Genomic DNA, 18,432 nt, shown 5'->3' with positions numbered 1-18,432 from the left:
CCGATATCGTCTAAGCTGCGTTACAAGCTCCAGAGCCATGAGTGTTTTTTGCTTATGGGAAATTGGGTGGAACCACGGGTAAACGCACTCGTCCCTCGCATAGGGATGAGTGCGTTTTTTTATTATTAAAAAAGGGGTGTTATGTGATGAGTGAAAAAATGATTAAAGTTCAATTCCCGGATGGGCAGCAAAGGGAATATCCGCAAGGGGTGACGGTGGAAAGTGTGGCAGGGTCCATCAGCTCAAGTTTAAGGAAAAAGGCAGTAGCAGGAAAACTGGGTAAGCAACTGGTTGATCTAAGTCACAAGCTTAATAAGGATGCCGAACTGTCGATCTTGACTCTGGATTCGGATGAAGGATTACAAGTGTTACGACATACATCGGCACATGTTTTGGCGCAGGCTGTGAAAAGATTATACCAAAACGTGGAATTAGGGATGGGGCCAGTAGTGGAAGATGGTTTTTACTATGATTTTAAGTTAGACCATCCTTTGAGTTCAGAAGATCTACAAGCCATTGAAAAAGAGATGGAGCATATCATAAGTGAAAATCTGGAAATTAAAAGGGTCGAAGCGACTTATGATGAAGCTGTAAAGTTATTCGTGGGCAGAGGGGAGTCATTCAAGTTGGATATAGCAAAGAACATCCCTAATGGTGAAAAATTAACGCTTTATCAACAAGGGGAATTCGTCGATCTTTGCAGAGGGCCGCACCTTCCATCCACTTCATTTGTAAAATCGTTCAAATTGACTCGTGTATCTGGTGCCTATTGGCGGGGAGACAATCAAAATGAAGTGCTTCAAAGGGTGTATGGCGTTGCTTTCCAAAAGAAAAAAGATTTACAAGAGCATTTTGAATTTCTGGAAGAAGCGGCTAAACGCGATCACCGTAAATTAGGGAAGCAGTTGGAGTTATTCATGTTTTCGGAGGAAGCCCCTGGAATGCCGTTTTATTTACCGAAAGGACAAATTGTTAGAAATGAATTGGAGAAGTTCTCACGGGAGCTTCAAACTGAAGCTGACTACGACGAAGTTCGCACTCCTTTCATGATGAACCAGCGGTTATGGGAACAATCGGGTCACTGGGATCATTACCATGAGAATATGTACTTCACTGAGGTGGATCAAACAAAATTCGCGATGAAGCCAATGAACTGTCCGGGTCATATGCTTATATTCAAAAACAGTCTTTATTCTTACAGGGATTTACCCATCCGGATGGCCGAATTCGGTCAAGTCCACCGTCATGAATATAGCGGTGCATTGAACGGGATGCTGCGTGTCCGTACATTTTGCCAGGATGATGCCCACATTTATGTTCGGAAGGATCAAATCGAAAGTGAAATTAAACAAGTGTTTCATCTGATTGATAAAGTGTATCGCACTTTTGGATTCGAGTATTCCGTGGAGCTCTCGACTCGTCCAGAGGATTCAATGGGCGATGATTCCCTTTGGGAAGCTTCTGAAACAGCCTTGAAAAATGTTCTGGAAAGCATCGGGATACATTATCAAGTAAATGAAGGGGACGGGGCATTTTATGGACCGAAAATTGATTTTCATATTAAAGATGCATTAAAAAGAAGCCATCAATGTGCAACAATCCAGCTTGATTTTCAAATGCCCGATAAATTTGATCTGACTTACATTGATGAAAATAATGAAAAAGTTCGTCCGGTCGTCATTCATCGTGCCATTTATGGATCGATCGATCGTTTTTTTGGAATTCTGATAGAACATTTTGCCGGTGCATTTCCCGTATGGCTCGCTCCGCTACAAGTACAGATCATCCCTGTCTCACAGGTTCATTTGAACTATTGTTTAAAGGTTCAAAAAGAACTGAAGAATAAAGGCATAAGAGTGAAAATCGATGATCGGAATGAAAAGCTGGGGTATAAAGTCAGGGAAGCACAGATGGGGAAAATCCCATATATGCTGGTTCTTGGAGATAAAGAAGAGAAAGAAAATGAAGTGAATGTCCGGAGATACGGGGAACAAGCATTTGAAAATGTCGCAATAGAAATGTTCATTAAGAAAATGGTACAGCAAATTAAAGAACGCGGCAACTAACAAAAAAGCAGCTTAATCCGGAACTCACGAGTAAATGCCCATTGGATTAGATTTGGATAAAAAAAGACAGCCGGAATATTTCGGCTGTCTTTTTTCTATCTACAAATCCATACCCAGCCAACGCCCTGAACGAACTGCTGGAAACAGTTACCGCCCGGTCCGCCTTGACCGCCACCTTGTCCGCCACCTTGACCGCCACCTTGACCGCCACCTTGACCGCCGCCTTGACCGCCACCTTGTCCGCCACCCTGACCGCCGCCTTGACCGCCGCCACCGACAGGGCAGGTTAATCCTAGATATTGTAATCCGACTATATCTGTATGATGAATCTCATTCGGGATGCCACCTTCGAGTATTTGTACCATACCAGTAGCAGCATTGAACCCCATCAAAATAAAGGTGTGCTCGGTGTTACCCCAAAAACCTCTGAAACAATGACCTTGTCGGCCTGCGTTTAAATGACTCTGAATAGTAGCTAATGGAACCAGTGTTTGTACTGGCATTCTGTAATCATAATAAGGCAAATTGGCATAAGAATTATCATAATAATATGGATCATTATTATATGGAACATTATAAGGGTAATAATTATTATACATTTAAGAAATCCTTCCTTTGTGTTTACCCTTTGAAAGCTATGAACAAAGAGGGATAAGTGTCCGACATGGGCAAAGATGGACATTAAAATGGGCTGCCTATTTTATATATTTAATGAATGTAAGAGTAAACTCTTTATGTAAATAAAGCCTTGGCTGCTTGGATGGCAAAGTAAATGCCAATCCCTATAAGGGATATTCCTGAAATGATCGAGATGCCCATTAGAATGGGTTTGGATAAAATGCGTCTGAAGGTGCTGGCGATGATGGCCATTGCGAAATCCCAGGTTAAGAGGCCGACAAGGATCCCTGAACTGTATAAAAGCAATTGATCCATATCATATTTTGAAGCGGAGTTTGCCAGAATGGATCCATAAATTCCAAGCCAAAACAAAATGGATAAAGGATTCGAAAGGGACATGATGAATCCTGTCAGGAATGAAGAAATAAGGGAATCTTTCGCTTTTCGTGCATTCACTTCAATCTTACCTGCACTTAACAGACTTTCGATTCCGGTATAGGTCAGGACGAAAAATCCAAACAGCCATAAAAATGTCTTCATGAAGGAGTTGTCCAAAAAGTGGACGACACCGAAAAAGACGAGGGCTATAAATACAAAATCAGCTAAAATGGCACCCCAGCCAAAAACCCAGGCATGCCAAAACCCCTTCTTGATTCCTTTGTCCAATTGAGCAGCATTTATGGGACCGATAGGAGCCGCCAGTGATAAGCCTAATAATACATAGCTGAAAAAAACACCCAATTCATCACCTCATCGTTTGTTACATCTTCACTTATTTGAATGTATTCAGATAATTGGACTTGTACCACATTTTTGACCCTTTTTTTGAGTGGATATGGTGAATCATTGTCCGGTTTGCTGCTTATGGATGTACCTAGTCGTGACATGGTGTTTTTGTAACAACACAGAAAACTCCTTCATAATGTAATTTAGTCAAATGGAAAGACGCCAATTTTAATGCATGCGCTATTCAAATCGGAATTGGAGGATAATTATGCCTGAATTATCGATGCCGAATAAATACAAAACAATTCTTGATATCATGCATACGGATATTGCAATAAATGAAATTAAGAATCATTTTGAAGAAGGAATTTCAAATGCGTTAAACCTGATTAAAGTATCAGCACCTATTATTTTAAATGAAGGTAATGGCATAAATGACAATTTAAATGGTGTGGATCGGATTCTTACCTTTGAAGCTCTGGATATTAAGAATAAACAAATCGAAGTGGTTCAATCTTTGGCGAAGTGGAAAAGAATCACTCTATCTAGGTATGGTTTGGCGTGTGATGAAGGCATTTACACAAATATGAATGCGATAAGACGTGATGAAAAACTTGATCATTTACACTCTTTATTTGTGGATCAATGGGACTGGGAGAAAGTCATAACGAAGGAACAGCGTAACGTAGATACATTAAAATCTGAAGTGAAAAAAATATATAGAGCCATTAAATCGACCGAATGTTATATGTTTGAATTCCATCATCTGCTTAAGCCTGTGTTACCTGATGACATTCACTTCATTACGACCCAGGAGTTGGAGGATTTATACCCGAATCTGACTTCGAAGGAAAGGGAGAATGTGGCAGCGAATAAATATGGTGCAATTTTCATCATGAAAATTGGCGGAGAGTTACAATCGGGGGAAAAGCATGATGGACGTTCACCGGATTATGATGATTGGGACCTAAATGGAGATATCATTTTATGGAATCCACTCTTGGAATGTGCTTTTGAAGTTTCTTCAATGGGAATTCGAGTAGATGAAAAGTCACTGTTAAAACAATTAAGATTATCCAAAAACGAAAATCGTAAGGTGCTCGATTATCATAAGGCCGTATTGGAAGGAAAGCTTCCGTATTCAATAGGTGGAGGAATAGGGCAATCCAGATTATGCATGTTTCTGCTGAAGAAAGCACATATTGGCGAGGTTCAGGTTTCGGTATGGAATGACCAAATATTAAAGGATTGTGAAAAAAGGAATATTATTCTTTTATAAAGACGAAAGGATGAAACCCATTATTAAACAGAATGGGTTGAGTTTGTAGACAAAAGGGGCTCCAATTGCAATTTTAACAAAGTTGATTGGAACGGAAGGTACGAGACTCCTGCGGGAAAAGCGCGTCCAAGGGAGACCCCACAGGCGCCAAGAGCGCCGAGGAGGCTCCCGGACCGCCCGCGGAAAGCGAGTGCCTAAAGTGGAAATCATCGTTCATATTTTACACTCCCTCAAAAAAATGTAGGCAATCTTAATTAATATCGAGTTTGTCAACAGTCTGACCCATTCTTAAACAGAATGGTTTTTTTGTTTTAAAGGTAATAGGGGTAATTTTGGGTAAAGCGCTACTGAATAAATCTTTCTGCGCTATAACATAATAATTGAAGACATCTATAATGATGCAAAACAAATTAGTTTCACAATGTTACCTTTTATGCAATAAGTTGCTTTTATAATGGATGAGGAGTGTAAGTATGGAAGGTCATGAGAAGCAAAATAAAGATGTAAGCGTATGGTGCCTGATCAGTATGGCATCGATTCCATTGGTAATGACACTTGGAAATTCAATGCTTATCCCGGTTTTGCCCATTTTCGAGGAAAAGGTGGGAATATCTTCATTTCAATCAAGTATGGTTATAACAAGCTATTCCGTAGCATCCATTTTTTTAATTCCTATAGCGGGTTATTTATCAGATAGATTTGGACGGAAAATGGTGATTCTGCCAAGCTTGATCCTAGCCCTCATCGGCGGCTTGATCGCAGGTTATGCATCATGGAAAATGGAGAATCCATACACATGGATCATCATTGGGAGGGTATTGCAAGGGATTGGGGCGTCTGGGGCCTCGCCCATCATTTTGCCTCTGGTGGGGGATCTATACAAGGATGATGATGAAAAAACCAGTTCTTGTTTAGGAATCATAGAAACCTCGAATACATTTGGGAAAGTACTGAGTCCAATACTGGGTTCCCTGTTTGCTGCATTTATCTGGTTTTTACCATTCTTCTCAATTTCATTCTTCAGTTTAATATCTATTGTCTTGGTCTTTTTCTTTATAAAGGTACCAAAGGAGAAGGATGATCCGAAGAAATTCAAAGAATTCTGGCATGATACGAAAAAAATATTCAAGCAGGAAGGGAAATGGTTATATACAGTTTTCCTGATTGGTGTATTTGTCATGTTGGTTTTGTTTGGTGTTCTTTTCTTTTTGTCTGATAATCTGGAAAAAATCCATGATTTGCATGGAGTTAAAAAAGGTTTAGTAATAGCGATCCCGCTGTTTTTCCTTTGTGTATCTTCTTATGTTGCCGGGAAAAAAATCAAGGGTGAATTACCAATCATGAAAAAAATCATCATGATCAGTATAGCTGTTCTTTCAATCAGCCTTGTATTTGTCGGTTTTACAAAAAACAAGGTTTTCCTTTTATTACTCGTAACGAGTTTGGTGGGCATAGCGATTGGTGCGTTATTGCCGACACTCGACGCAATCATCACTCAAAATATAAAAAAGGAACAGCGGGGTACGATAACTTCCTTCTATATGTCATCAAGGTTCATTGGAGTTGCGGCAGGCCCTCCGGTCATGTCCCTTGTCATGAAAAATCATATCAATTTGACCTATATCATTTCAGGGATCATTGGTATAGGCATCGTTTTGATTGTTATGAAATTCATTAGCTCAGATAAAAAAGAAGCTGCTGCCTAATAGGTTTCTATAGAAGTTCTCCGAAAAAGCCGGGCTTTCCCACGGCTTTTTTTGTTTGTAAATCGGGAAATTTTTTATGGCAAGTGGTTATAGGCCGAGGGTTGTCACATAAAATGTACAAGTCATGAACTAGCTCGAAGGAGTGATGCTTTTTGAGTGTACATTTACTGCTGAGTTACTTTTTCTTGGGACTTACCCTTGCAGCACCGATCGGTCCGGTGAACTCTGCTCGTATCGATAAAGGAATCAAGAACGGGTTTTGGCATGCCTGGATCGTTGGGGCAGGGTCGATGATTGCAGATGCCTTGTTCATGATTTTAGTGTATATAGGTATGGTAAGGTTTTTAGAAATTCCGATTGTCCAGATTTTTCTATGGCTTTTTGGGGGATTCGTGCTTATTTATTCTGGGGTCGAAAGTGTTTTGCGGGTCAATACGATATTATTAAATGAATATAGGAATAAAGATTCTTTAATTTCCTGTTTTTTGACAGGGTTCATCATGTCTGTGACCAGTCCATTATCCATTTTATTTTGGTTGGGGATATATGGATCTGTTTTAGCTAAAACAGCTTCAAGTTATGGGACATCCCAACTTTTCATTTATAGCGGGATGATCTTCCTTGGGCTTACCTGTTGGGATTTTTTTGTAGCGGCATTAACGAATGGATTTCGCAGGTTCTTAAATGAAAAAAGCTTAATGGCCATTTCGATCATCTCTGGATTATCATTGGTAGGCTTTGGGGTTTATTTTGCATATCAAGGTATTTCTGCCATCATATTATAAAGCACAATGCTTTAGTTTATTACATAAGGTAGGGTATTTGAAAACTTCTTCCTTGCATAATTCATTGTGGCAATATCAACACTATGAATGATGGAAGGAGGAGGAATGTCATGACGACAAAAGCCAATTGCAGTTCAGCGAAAGGGAAGGCTGTCCAAGATTCTAATGCATCAGGTGAACAACAAGGCGATATGAAATGGTGGCAGCTATCATTGGTCGGTGTAGGCTGTACGATCGGGACAGGGTATTTCCTTGGATCGACTATAGGGATAAAAACGACGGGGCCATCCATTGTATTTTCATTTGTATTAGCTGCACTAGGTACCTACATCGTTTATAATCTGCTTGCCAAGATGACTGCGGCCGATCCTCAAGAGGGTTCTTTTTGTTATTATGCCAATAAAGCATTTGGACGATGGGCTGGCTTTAGCTGTGGCTGGAATTATTGGTCCTCCAATATATTGATCATGGGAAGCCAGCTTACTGCGCTTTCGCTATTATCTCAATTTTGGTTCCCGAAAGTACCGCTGTGGCTATTTGCATCCGGATTCGCAATTGTTTCAATCGTGGTGGTATTGTTGGGAACAAAAGGGTTCGACAGGGTGGAAAACATCCTTGCGGTAATTAAGACAGCAGCAATCATAATGTTTATCATTATAGCAATATGTGCCGTTTTGGGCTGGTTTGGTCTTGATGGAGGGAAACCGCCATCCTTTCCGAATAAGTTCAATGAATTATTTCCAAAAGGGTTAAAAGGGTTTTGGACATCACTAATCTATGCTTTTTATGCGTTTGGCGGCATTGAGGTCATTGGACTGATGGCGATGCAGCTTAAAAAGAAAGAAGATGCGCCAAAGGCAGGGACGATCATGCTCTTGGTTCTAACCATCATATATGTGGTTTCATTGGGGTTAGCCGTAACCATGATATCGTTAGGGGCATTCAGTGAAAAAGAAAGTCCATTCGTTTCGGCATTGGACAGCTATCATCTGACATTTTTCCCGCACGTATTTAATGGTGCAATTATAATAGCTGGTTTCTCGACGATGACCGCTTCACTTTTTGGTGTAACCAATCTTTTGGTAACACTCTCCAATGACGGGAACGCACCCTCATTATTCATGCAAAAGATCAAGAAATTCAAGGACCTTCCACTGCCTTCACTTGGTCTTGGAGCCTTAGGACTTTTAGGGTCAATCATCACTGCCTTGCTCCTGCCAGGCAAGATTTATGAATACATCACAACATCTGCTGGAATATTACTTTTGTATAACTGGGCATTCATCATTCTTTCTTCATTTAAAATCTTGGAAAATAAGATTTGGAGTAAGATCACGGCCGTTTTCGGACTTCTTTTAATTTTAGCGGCGGTTAGTGGCACTTTGCTTGAAAAAGAAATACGTCCAGGTTTTTTCATCAGCCTTTTATTCATCGTGATCATCGGTCTTGCCGCCGTTTTCATGAAATTCAAGGTTTGGAATAAGAACAAGGCGATGGCCGCAAAAGCCAGTAAATCAGAACTTGATTGAAAAAAAGGAACTCGACTAACGAAGTCTAGTTCCTTTTTGTGTGCTTTCGATTTGGTGCTAAATTTCAATGATGATCGGAAGGATCATTGGCTTTTTCTTAGTTTGAGTAAAGAGATAGTGCCCCAATTCCTTCTTTATGGTTTGTTTGATGATGTTCCAACGGTATATCTTTTCACTTTGTAAGTCGTTGACCGTTTTCGTGACAAGACGATTCACATGTTTAAGGAGGTCCTCGGAATTTTGAACATATACAAATCCACGGGAAATTGTATCGGGTCCTGATACTATTTTTCGTTCCGACTTGCTTAATGTTATGACGATTACGAGCATGCCATCTTCGGAAAGCTGCTTACGGTCCCGCAGAACGATTTCTCCAACATCACCAACGCCGACACCGTCAACAAAGGTATTGCCGGCAGCCACCTTTCTCGTTTGACGGGCAACGGAGTTTTCAATATCCACCACATCGCCATTACTGATAATGAAAGTATTGCCCTTCTCTACCCCGACAGACTCAGCCAGTAATCGATGTTGGTGCAACATCCGATATTCACCGTGAATTGGAATGAAATACTTCGGTTTCATAAGGGTAAGCATGAGCTTCAACTCTTCCTGATAGGCATGTCCGGATACATGCATGCCTGTTACAGTCCCAGAACCGTAAATGACTTTGGCACCAAGTTGAAATAGGTTGTCGATGATTCGTGAAACATCCCGTTCATTTCCGGGTATTGGAGTGGAGGCAAGAATCACTGTATCATCAGGCAGTATACTCATATCCCGATAATTTGAACTGGAAAGGCGGGAAAGGGCAGCAAACGGCTCTCCTTGACTTCCTGTACATAAAACTGCGATCCTTTCAGGCGCATAATTATCGACTTCATGTGGTTGGATAAGCATCCCATCAGGTACCTCGAGGTAGCCGCGTTCAATGGCAACGGATACGACGTTCACCATGCTACGTCCAATTAGGGCAAGTTTCCGGTTTGTCTTCTGTGCAGCGTTCACAACTTGTTGAACTCGATTTACATTTGAAGCGAAGGTCGAAAGAAAGACTTTCTGTTTTGCCTGCATGAAGGCCTCTTCGATATGGCTGCCAACGAGATGCTCCGAGGGACTGGAGCCGGGACGTTCAGCGTTCGTGCTTTCCGATAATAAAACCAAAACACCTTCACTCCCGATCTTGGCCATTTTATGAATATCGGGATACTGATCATTCATGGGAGTCAAGTCAAACTTAAAGTCCCCTGTATGAACGACCGTGCCTTCTGGCGTTCGCATGGTGACACCAAGGCAATCGGGTATACTATGATTCGTTTTGAAAAAGTCGAGAACCATCTCTCCGAATTCCAATCTTGAATCCGAGTCGATCTGGATTAACTTCGTATCACCCAAAAGGTTATGTTCTTTTAATTTCAATTCAATCAAACCTAGTGTTAAACGTGTGGCATAAATGGGTACATTCAATTTTTTTAAGAAATAGGGGATACCGCCAATATGATCTTCATGCCCATGAGTAACAATCAAAGCCCGGATCTTCTCCTTATTCTCCTGGAGAAAGGAAATATCAGGAATGATTAAATCGACTCCTAATAAACTTTCATCAGGAAACTTGGCACCACAGTCAATAATGACGATATCGTTTGCATATTGAACCACATACATGTTTTTACCGATTTCATTCACTCCGCCCAGAGCCAGTATGGACAAAGCATTCTCTTTCACACTCAAGTGGGTAGACCTCCCTTTATTATGATAAGGATAGTGTTTCCTTAGGCACCTTTTATAAAACCACTCTTTTTATAAAATCGGGGCAATGCAAGAAGCCGTAAAAAAACACCTGCCGATTTCGGTAGGTGCGTGTGTCTTTAATCTTCAACGGCTCAAGCAAGAGTTGATGCTTTCTTCAAAAGAATCAATGTATGCTTGGACCTGAGAAGCATATCTAGTCTTCAAAGTGGCCAGCAAACTTTCTATCAAGAATTCTCGCGGTTTGTCAGACTGCATTAGCTCATCTTGGATGAAGTCGACCAATTCAATGGCTCTTGTTCGATTTTCATCGCAAGGAAAAGCTTTGTTTATCGCTTTTTTCAATTCCGTGGTGGAATGAAGCAAATCATTATGGCAAGGTTCAAGGTGGTTTGTAAAGTTTGGAAACCATGTGTCCATTAGTTCCGGATCGATGATCTGTTCCCCGCTTTCAGCCACTTCATTGACTAAATGGACAATGCGGTTCATGCAATAGCGGATAATTTGTATGTCCGGTGTACCGGCCGGATTAGCACGATAACTAAAATGATTCATGTGGGTCATCATCGAATGGAAGATAATGACGCTATCTAAAAGATAGGGTTTTTTGCTTTCCCCGAAGATATCGATAAAACGGTTATACATCCAGCGTAAGCTCAACAATAGCGTTTTATTGATGAATTGTTTTAATTCTTCATCGTTGGAAACACGGACTTCTTCAATCAGGATAAGCAATTTGCTTTGCTTGTTCACCATTAATTGCAGTTCTAGCTGCCGGATGAAAATTTCAATATCGGCGGAATCTTGACCAATCAACAGTTTTTCCCGTTCATGACGAATCTTTGTATAAAAGGAACGGAAAATGGCTATAAATAATTCACCCTTCGAAGGGAAATAATTATAAAATGTACCTTTTGATATACCGCTGCCGTCTAGAATGTCCTGGATGGACGTCGCTTGGTAGCCTTTGTCAATAAAAAGCTTATGAGCCGTATCGATGACATTCTGCCTTCGATTATTCATCATATCACCTAATTTTCATTATACTGCTTGTATAAATTTAATCGTACTCTATTTTTCATGACAGCACAAACCCTTATTTAAACCAGTAAATTTCTATTGCAAAAATTGAACTAGGGGTATATTATTGATTTTGTGAGATTGGAATATACCGCTCGTATAATTAAATGAACCAATAGTTTGAATGGAGGAATAGATAAAAAGTGAGTACTGCACAAATAAATGAGAAAAAGGGTTCGTATGGCATTTTGGCCATACTGATGGTCGGGGCGTTCATATCGATACTGAATTCAACCCTTTTAAATATTGCACTGCCATCAATTCAAATAGACCTGGGAATAGAGACTTCCACAGTTCAATGGCTGACAACTGGCTACATGCTCGTGAACGGAATCATGATTCCGACAACTGCCTTCTTAATAAGAAAATATTCGGTACGTAATCTGTTCCTGACAGCCATGCTCCTATTCTCAATCGGGACAATCGTGGCAGGTGTAGCGCATGTATTCCCGCTATTATTGAGCGCACGTATGGTTCAGGCTGCCGGTTCGGCAATCATGATGCCATTATTAATGAACGTACTTTTAACTTCTTTCCCTGTTGAAAAACGGGGCTCGGCAATGGGACTATTCGGTTTGGTCATGATGTTTGCCCCTGCAATCGGGCCGACGCTTTCAGGCTGGATCATCGAACATTATGATTGGAGAATGCTATTCCATTTCATTACTCCGCTAGCTTTACTTGTTCTTATTTTCGGCTTCTTTAAACTTAAAGACCACAAGGAAAAAGTCAATATCTCAATCGATAAAATATCGGTCATCCTTTCAAGCTTAGGCTTCGGCGGTTTGCTTTACGGATTCAGTTCGGCAGGCAGCAAAGGTTGGGATAGCCTTGAGGTATACGGCACACTGATTGTCGGTGCCATCTCCCTGATCCTTTTCATAACACGCCAGCTTAAAATGGAAACACCAATGCTTGAGTTCAAGATCTTCAAGCACCCGATGTTCGCTTTATCCGCAACGATCTCAATCGTACTGAACATGGCGATGTTCTCGGGGATGATCTTAATTCCGATGTACACACAAACAGTACGTGGCATTTCACCATTCGATTCTGGATTACTGATGCTTCCAGGTGCGTTATTAATGGCCCTCATGTCACCGGTCACCGGTAAGCTTTTCGATAAGTTCGGTGCCCGCATCCTTGCTTCAATCGGATTGCTTATCACCGTGGTAACTACGTATTTGCTAAGTAAATTATCAATGGAAACTACGTATACAGAAATTGTAATCCTGTTTTCCGTTCGTTCCTTCGGGATGTCAATGTCCATGATGCCGATCATGACAAATGGTTTGAACTCGCTGCCAGCCCGCATGAACCCGCACGGTACAGCCATGAATAACACACTGAACCAAGTTTCCGGTGCGATCGGTACGGCATTGCTCGTTACGGTCATGTCTAACCGTGCAGCTTCTACTGCCGAAGATTTAATGACGAAAGCGATGAGCAAATTAACAAGCCAGCCCACCGCTGAGGTGATGGGCCAAATGAAAGCCCAAATCGGGATGCAGGCAATGCTGGATGGAATTAACTTCTCCTTCTTTGTATCTACCTTCATTGCCGGTGTGGCGCTGATTCTGGCATTATTCATTAAGCGTGCTTGGCCGGCTGAAGAAAAACCAGCTATGAAAAAAGATCAAACCGCTTAAATGAAACAATATAAGGCCCTATGCCACCTGAATCGTTCAGGCAGCATAGGGCTTTTTTTAATAACATCAGCCATCTAGTTTGATTTACAGCGGAATTAATTCAGGCTACAGCGAATTATTCGATCTACGATGGAATAATTCGACCCCCGCTGGAATTATTCGACCTATCACCGATTAAATTCGACCCCCGCTGGAGTTAATTCGACCTACCCCCGATTAAATGCGACCCACGCTGGAATTATTCGACCTACCTCGACCTACCGCCGATTAAATTCGACCCCCGCTGGAGTTAATTCGACCTACCCCCGATTAAATGCGACCCACGTTGGAATAATTCGACCTACCCCCGATTAAATGCGACCCACGTTGGAATAATTCGACCTACCGCCGATTAAATTCGACCCCCGCTGGAATAATTCGACCTATCACCGATTAAATTCGACCCCCGCTGGAGTAAATTCGACCTACCGCCGATTAAATTCGACCCACGTTGGAAATATTCGACCTATCACCTATTTAAATCGACCCATGAATCAAATATGTTTTACCCGGTGATTTCACTTTTATACAAAAAAGGCGCAGTGCCATTTGCACTGCGCTTTTTTTACATCAAGATGTCACTTCCTCTGAAGTTACTTTTGCATGCTGGATATGACTGGCTATCCAGCCAATGATCGCGGCAGAAACGAGATAGGCAAGTAGGATCCACATCTGCACCTGCAAGTTTTCCCAGCCGCCTAAGGAGATGACCTCTTGAAGTTCCTTTAGTGAATGGGCCATAGGTAAAAATTGACCGATTTTCGTCAATAGCGACATGCCCAGTTCGTCTGGGAATGTTCCGCCGCATGTAGCCAATTGGAACACGAGAAGGGTCACGGCCGCGAATTTTCCGACCACTCCGAATACGGTCACCAGCATAAGAATGAACGTCATGAAGGTAAATGAAACGATGATGCTAGATAGAATGAATACAGGGACACTTGCTACATGTAAATGGAATCCAAGCAGGACCACTGCATCCACTAGCACTGCCTGAATCAAGCCGATTACATATACTAGCATTAATTTATTCGTGAAATGAACGGTTCCGGTAACCCTAAGATTCTGCCTGCGGCCAAGCGGCAAGATATTGGAAGCCATGATGCCGCCTACATAAAAGGCCAAAGACAGAAAATAAGGGGCAATTCCGGTACCATAGTTAGGAACTTCGGATAAATTGGATTGGACCAATTGCACGGGTTCAGAGAACATTGAAGTGGTCGAATCGTCGTACTGAAGACTAGCCGTTTTATCGGCAGCTTCATTAAGCTTGGAGGATAACTTGCTTGAGCCCGTTTCCAGCGAAGCCAGTCCTTCTTGTAGTTCCGTCGATCCACTGGCTAGTTGGCTGCTTCCGCCAGCTAGCGAAACGATTCCGGCATTTAAAGTGGAGAAACCATTTGTCCAATTAGAGAAACCATTCGCGAATTCTAGAGACCCCTCGTTTAATTGCTTGGCACCTGAAGTAGCTTGTGCCATTTTATCACCAAAGGCATTCATCCCGGTTTGAATGGTCTCTTGTCCATCAGCCACTTTTTCAGCACCTTCTCCCAATTGCCTTTGACCGGCATTTAAAGTGGCGGCTGTTTTGGTTAACCCTTCTGATAGGGCAATGATTTGCTTGAAGTCTTGATCCTTTATTGCATCAGGATGACTTTTCATATAGGCATCCAATTGTTTCTTAAGAGTATTCGCTGTATCGGCAGCCTGTTCTTGCCCTTGCATCAATTTTTTATTTCCGGCTGACCAGTCCTCAACACCCTGACTTACTTCATTCATCCCACTTTCCAATGAGTGATGTCCATCCGATAGCTGCTTCATGCCGGAATACAAGTTCTTCGAACCTGATGTTAATCCTTTCGCACCATCAGCTAAGGCTTCTTGTCCATCCAAGAGCTTGGTGCTTCCTGTGTGCAGTTTCTGGGCGCCATCATTTAAATCCTGAATGCCATCATCCAATTTTTCACTGCCGCTTTTCGCTTCCGCCGTTCCTTGTTGAAGCTCTTCTGCTCCATCCCCGGCATTCGCCAAGCCTTTAGAAACCTCCTGGAATTTTGAAAGGATGCCTTCAGAATAGACTTTCGTAATGCTTGCGTTGATTTTTGCAGTCATCTTTTCAACAGCAGTTGAGCTGATTTGTGAGGCAACGAAGTTTTTACCTGGATTGACAGTATACAAAAGTTTAGCTCTTTCCGGTTTTTCATCCATTAAAGTCGTGACATTTTCCGAAAAATCCTCCGGAATCGTGACAACCAAATAATAGGTACCTTCTTCAAGACCTGTATTAGCCTTTTTTGCCGTGACAAAGTGAAAGTCCAATTCTTTTTGCTTTTTTAATTCTTTAACGAAATCATCTCCAGCTTGGACTGGCTTATCGTCCATTTCCGAACCATTATCGAGATTGACCACTGCTACAGGGAGCTGATCCAACTGTCCATAAGGATTCCAATATCCAGCCAAGAAGAAACCAGAGTAAATCAATGGAACGACCAAAAGGAAAATCAAGGCGATTCTCCCGTGTTTATGTTTCCACATTGCTTTAATATCTTGCAATACAAGTTGTAAACCTTTCATTATTGAGCCTGCCCTTTCTAAATAAGAGATTATTTCATGATAATGGCTTTTTTAGATACTGTATAATACATAATTGATTATGTAATAATAGATTTAAATCTATGCGAAAAGAGTGGGAAAATGGAAATATTACAGCTGCAGTACTTTCAAACCGTAGCACGACTGGAACATATGACGAAGGCTGCGGAACAACTTCAAATAGCTCAGCCATCCCTCAGTAAAACCATATCCCGGCTTGAAGAGGATTTGGGTGTCGCACTTTTCGATAGGGAACACCGGAAAATCAAGCTCAATGCAGCCGGCCGAATATTCTTGAACCGGGTCGAACGCGCTTTTGCGGAACTGAATGAAGGAAGGCGCGAAATAGTGGAATTAGCAGATCAAGACCAAAAGAACATCACTTTGGCCGTTACCATTCCCAGGGTCCTGCCTGATTTATTGGGTGCATTTTTATCTCAGTACCCGGATGTCCGTTTTCAACAATTCCTAAAATCCATATCATCAATGAAGCAGCTTTTAATTGAAGGAGAAATCGATTATTGCATATCGTCCGTTCCGATCGAAGGACCAGACTTAAGGTGGGAACCGCTGATCACCGAAGAAATATACTTGATCGTGCCTCCCAATCACCGGCTGGCTGGCAGGGAAAGCATAACACTCAAAGAAGTGAAAGATGAACCATTCATCAGTATGAATACAGGCTTCGGGTTCCGCAGCCTAACCGACCAATTTTGCCTCGAAGCGGGATTCGTCCAGCACATCGCCTTCGAAGGAGATGAACCAGCTGTCATCTCGGACCTTGTCAGGAAAGGGTTGGGGATCGCCTTCGTATCCGAATTGACATGGCTTCATCAAACCGGATCATTATCCCATAAAATCCGAATAACAGAACCTGTTTGTCAAAGAACAATAGGGCTTGGCTGGTCAGAAAAACGCTACTTCACCGCAGTAGCCAAGCAATTTCGGTTATTTGTCATGGATTACTTCGCTGCCGTCAATTCCGCTAGGCTAAAGGATGAATAAATGTGGTAAAGGTCGAATAAATCGCCGGTTAGGGCGAATAAATGGGTGAAGGCATAAAAAGTATAATTTAATTATAGAGAACATAGTATTCTAGGAGGTTTTTATTAAATATATCGGGTTCAAAATGACGAATCCGATCCTAGGAGATGAATGGAGATGGAAATACGGGTTAATCAAATTGAGTTGAATGGCCTCACGTTTCAATATCGGGAGAGCGGGGATGTTTCTGCACCGCCGCTTGTTGTTCTTCACGCGATGGGGAAAAGTGCAGATTCATGGGATCAAGCGGATGCCGCATTAGGAGAAAATTATCGTGTTTTAGCCTTAGATCAACGGGGCCACGGTGGGAGTGCGAGAACTAATACATACACTTTTGAATTGATGTGCGATGATTTGCTTCATTTTGCGGATGCGCTTAATTTGGGAAGGTTTTCGCTAATGGGGCATTCCATGGGGGGAACAGTTTCCTATCTGTTCTCGCAAACTTATCCTTCGAGGATAGATAGGTTGATTGTCGAAGACACGCCTCCTCCTTTTTCGGATAAGCCAATGGAGGTTCCTTCCAAACCTGCTGTCCCACTGCCGTTTGATTGGCAGGTAGTGCCTTCGATTCTACAGCAGCTTAATGAACCCGATCCCAAATGGTGGGCGCGCCTTACCGATATTATGATGCCGACGCTTGTTATAGGGGGCGGGTCGAGCCATATTCCCCAAAACAAATTGCAGGAGGTTTCCGAGCTTATTCCGAATTGCGAATTGGTGACGATAGAGGATGCCGGACACTTTGTCCATGAAGATAATTTACCAGCTTTCTTGGCTGCCGTAACAAGGTTTCTTTCCAAAGGACAGGCGTTTTAATAGGCTTAAGAGGGTTGCCGATGCAGCCCTCTTATTCCTGCTTTAAAATGTTATGGTTTATTTTAAAGACGGAATTTACTGATTTATTATTCAGGATTTCAAGCAACTGTTCAGCCATATAGCCAGCGCTATATTTAAAGCCAGTGTTGACCCATTCGATGATCATGCCTAATATCGCATACGCTTGGTAGCTGGAGGCAAGTTCTATATTGATCTTAGGGTTCGGCCGGTAATCTTCCAGGTCCTCCAATGGAAGTTTCTTTAACTCATTACAAATCCTTTCCAGTAATGTAGGCCATGCATTCGTCTTTAGGATAAGGGTATAAATGTTTGCATAGTTAGCTACATGTTCAAATATTTTGATGACTGAAGCGGTTAGTTCATTGATGGTGAAAGTATCAACGTTCTTATAAGGTTCCCGGTAAGATATGATCAAATCGGCAATGACATCTTCCATGACCTCTTCAAGCAGTTCCTCTTTGTACTGATAGTGTTTATAAAATGTACCCCGATTAAGGTCGGCGAGTTCTACAATGTCAGTAATCGATATATCCCTGAAATCCTTATTTTGCATTAATGATATGAGGGATTCTTTCAAAGCCATTTTGGACTTCCTGATCCTTCTATCAATCCCAGTGTTATTATCAGTCATTTTCTTCACCCTTTGTTCGTTATTGTGCTTTTAATGAACATAATGACCACTTTCTGTTCATTGTTCAACATCGAGGTCATCATTTGCTGATTGTATAAG

General features: G+C 41.8%; 14 protein-coding genes. 8 read left to right on the top strand and 6 right to left on the bottom strand.

Annotated elements, in window-relative coordinates:
- Nucleotides 1–158 precede the first annotated feature (158 nt).
- Nucleotides 159–2,066: a threonine--tRNA ligase gene (gene thrS / locus ACIROD_RS08170; RefSeq protein WP_402940154.1), complete on the top strand. Its 1,908-nt coding sequence runs from the start codon at nt 159–161 to the stop codon at nt 2,064–2,066.
- A 95-nt stretch (nt 2,067–2,161) separates the two neighbouring features.
- Here thrS and ACIROD_RS08165 read toward each other — a convergent pair whose 3' ends face one another.
- Nucleotides 2,162–2,665, bottom strand: coding sequence for a hypothetical protein (locus tag ACIROD_RS08165; RefSeq protein WP_402939419.1), 504 nt, complete (start codon nt 2,663–2,665; stop codon nt 2,162–2,164).
- 133 nt (nt 2,666–2,798) lie between these two features.
- Nucleotides 2,799–3,425, bottom strand: a complete 627-nt coding sequence (locus tag ACIROD_RS08160) for a LysE family transporter (protein ID WP_101223172.1) — start codon at nt 3,423–3,425, stop codon at nt 2,799–2,801.
- A 268-nt stretch (nt 3,426–3,693) separates the two neighbouring features.
- Between ACIROD_RS08160 and asnA the strand changes: the two genes are divergently transcribed.
- From asnA to ACIROD_RS08140, 4 genes are all read left to right on the top strand, one after another.
- The gene (gene asnA / locus ACIROD_RS08155) at nt 3,694–4,689 is read left to right on the top strand and encodes an aspartate--ammonia ligase (RefSeq protein WP_427572397.1); all 996 of its coding nucleotides are present in this window, start codon (nt 3,694–3,696) and stop codon (nt 4,687–4,689) included.
- A gap of 473 nt (nt 4,690–5,162) precedes the next feature.
- Nucleotides 5,163–6,395 (top strand): MFS transporter, encoded by a 1,233-nt coding sequence (locus ACIROD_RS08150; protein ID WP_230176604.1) that lies wholly within the window; start codon nt 5,163–5,165, stop codon nt 6,393–6,395.
- A 152-nt stretch (nt 6,396–6,547) separates the two neighbouring features.
- Complete coding sequence (locus ACIROD_RS08145) at nt 6,548–7,180, top strand: LysE family transporter (RefSeq protein ID WP_402939411.1); 633 nt, start codon at nt 6,548–6,550, stop codon at nt 7,178–7,180.
- 191 nt (nt 7,181–7,371) lie between these two features.
- A complete protein-coding gene (locus ACIROD_RS08140) occupies nt 7,372–8,709 on the top strand; it encodes an amino acid permease (RefSeq protein WP_402940151.1) in 1,338 nt (445 codons plus the stop codon).
- A 57-nt stretch (nt 8,710–8,766) separates the two neighbouring features.
- Here ACIROD_RS08140 and ACIROD_RS08135 read toward each other — a convergent pair whose 3' ends face one another.
- Nucleotides 8,767–10,440: a ribonuclease J gene (locus ACIROD_RS08135; protein ID WP_101223168.1), complete on the bottom strand. Its 1,674-nt coding sequence runs from the start codon at nt 10,438–10,440 to the stop codon at nt 8,767–8,769.
- 144 nt (nt 10,441–10,584) lie between these two features.
- Nucleotides 10,585–11,481 carry a TetR/AcrR family transcriptional regulator gene (locus ACIROD_RS08130; RefSeq protein WP_260358477.1) on the bottom strand — a complete coding sequence of 299 codons (897 nt, stop codon included), beginning with the start codon at nt 11,479–11,481 and terminating at the stop codon, nt 10,585–10,587.
- Nucleotides 11,482–11,738: 257 nt separating this feature from the next.
- Here ACIROD_RS08130 and ACIROD_RS08125 point away from each other — a divergent pair, with 257 nt between their 5' ends.
- A complete protein-coding gene (locus ACIROD_RS08125; protein ID WP_402940148.1) occupies nt 11,739–13,187 on the top strand; it encodes a DHA2 family efflux MFS transporter permease subunit in 1,449 nt (482 codons plus the stop codon).
- A 609-nt stretch (nt 13,188–13,796) separates the two neighbouring features.
- Here ACIROD_RS08125 and ACIROD_RS08120 read toward each other — a convergent pair.
- Entirely contained in the window at nt 13,797–15,800 is a 2,004-nt protein-coding gene (locus ACIROD_RS08120; protein ID WP_402939406.1) for a YhgE/Pip family protein, read from the bottom strand.
- A gap of 120 nt (nt 15,801–15,920) precedes the next feature.
- Here ACIROD_RS08120 and ACIROD_RS08115 point away from each other — a divergent pair, with 120 nt between their 5' ends.
- Nucleotides 15,921–16,823 (top strand): LysR family transcriptional regulator, encoded by a 903-nt coding sequence (locus ACIROD_RS08115; RefSeq protein ID WP_402939403.1) that lies wholly within the window; start codon nt 15,921–15,923, stop codon nt 16,821–16,823.
- A 156-nt stretch (nt 16,824–16,979) separates the two neighbouring features.
- Nucleotides 16,980–17,681 (top strand): alpha/beta fold hydrolase, encoded by a 702-nt coding sequence (locus tag ACIROD_RS08110; protein WP_402939400.1) that lies wholly within the window; start codon nt 16,980–16,982, stop codon nt 17,679–17,681.
- Between the two features lie 31 nt (nt 17,682–17,712).
- Here ACIROD_RS08110 and ACIROD_RS08105 read toward each other — a convergent pair whose 3' ends face one another.
- On the bottom strand, nt 17,713–18,333 hold the full coding sequence (locus tag ACIROD_RS08105) for a TetR/AcrR family transcriptional regulator (protein ID WP_402939397.1): 621 nt from the start codon (nt 18,331–18,333) through the stop codon (nt 17,713–17,715).
- Nucleotides 18,334–18,432 lie beyond the last annotated feature (99 nt).

The organism is Peribacillus sp. NPDC101481 (assembly GCF_044767165.1).
Classification (GTDB): domain Bacteria; phylum Bacillota; class Bacilli; order Bacillales; family DSM-1321; genus Peribacillus.
Note: the sequence above shows the minus strand (reverse complement) of the source record. Positions and strands in the feature narration are given on the sequence as shown.